Origin of the sequence: Pseudomonas sp. NPDC087814, assembly GCF_044742865.1 — a bacterium.
Taxonomy (GTDB): Bacteria; Pseudomonadota; Gammaproteobacteria; order Pseudomonadales; family Pseudomonadaceae; genus Aquipseudomonas.
The window spans coordinates 1-1,318 of the sequence record NZ_JBIUVK010000113.1 but is presented as its reverse complement, the minus strand read 5'-3'; the positions used below and the strand labels follow the sequence as shown (position 1 = coordinate 1,318).

The following is a 1,318-nucleotide window of genomic DNA, read 5'->3' as shown; positions in this document are numbered from 1 at the left end:
CCGACTTCCCGATCAACAGCTTCTCCGTCAATGCGGCGCTGGAGTACGTCGGTTATCGCCTGGGCGAACCGGCATTTGATGTCAAAGAATGCGTGTTGCGCGGTGTTACGTACGCCGTACCTTTGCGGGTAAAAGTCCGTCTGATCATCTTCGACAAAGAGTCGTCGAACAAAGCGATCAAGGACATCAAAGAGCAAGAAGTCTACATGGGTGAAATCCCCCTGATGACTGAGAACGGTACCTTCGTTATCAACGGTACCGAGCGCGTTATCGTTTCCCAGCTGCACCGTTCCCCGGGCGTGTTCTTTGACCACGACCGCGGCAAGACGCACAGCTCCGGCAAGCTCCTGTACTCCGCGCGGATCATTCCGTACCGCGGTTCGTGGTTGGACTTCGAGTTCGACCCGAAAGACTGCGTGTTCGTGCGTATCGACCGTCGTCGCAAGCTGCCGGCCTCGGTACTGCTGCGCGCGCTCGGCTATACCACTGAGCAAGTGCTGGACGCTTTCTACACCACTAACGTATTCCACCTGAGCGGCGAAACCCTCAGCCTGGAGTTGGTGCCTCAGCGCCTGCGTGGTGAGATTGCCGTTCTGGACATCCAGGACGACAAAGGCAAGGTCATCGTTGAAGCCGGCCGTCGTATTACCGCGCGCCACATCAACCAGATCGAAAAAGCCGGTATCAAGACGCTGGAAGTGCCTCTGGACTACGTCCTGGGTCGCACCACCGCCAAGGTCATCGTGCACCCGGCCACCGGCGAAATCCTGGCTGAATGCAACACCGAGCTGAACACCGAGATCCTGGCGAAAATCGCCAAGTCCCAGGTTGTTCGCATCGAGACCCTGTACACCAACGACATCGACTGCGGCCCGTTCGTCTCCGACACCCTGAAGATCGACTCCACCAGCAACCAATTGGAAGCGCTGGTCGAGATCTATCGCATGATGCGTCCTGGCGAGCCACCAACCAAAGACGCTGCCGAGACCCTGTTCAACAACCTGTTCTTCAGCCCTGAGCGCTATGACCTGTCTGCGGTCGGCCGGATGAAGTTCAACCGTCGTATCGGTCGTACCGAGATCGAAGGTTCGGGCGTGCTGTGCAAGGAAGACATCGACGCGGTACTGAAGACCCTGGTCGACATCCGTAACGGCAAAGGCATCGTCGATGACATCGACCACCTGGGTAACCGTCGTGTTCGCTGCGTAGGCGAAATGGCCGAGAACCAGTTCCGCGTTGGCCTGGTACGAGTTGAGCGTGCGGTCAAAGAGCGTCTGTAGATGTCAGAAAGCGAAGGCCTGATGCCGCAAGACATGAT

General features: G+C 57.7%; 1 pseudogene. It reads left to right on the top strand.

From position 1 onward, the window contains the following. Positions 1-1,277, top strand: a pseudogene (gene rpoB / locus ACIOMR_RS30925) (DNA-directed RNA polymerase subunit beta); the annotation flags it as partial. Positions 1,278-1,318 lie beyond the last annotated feature (41 nt).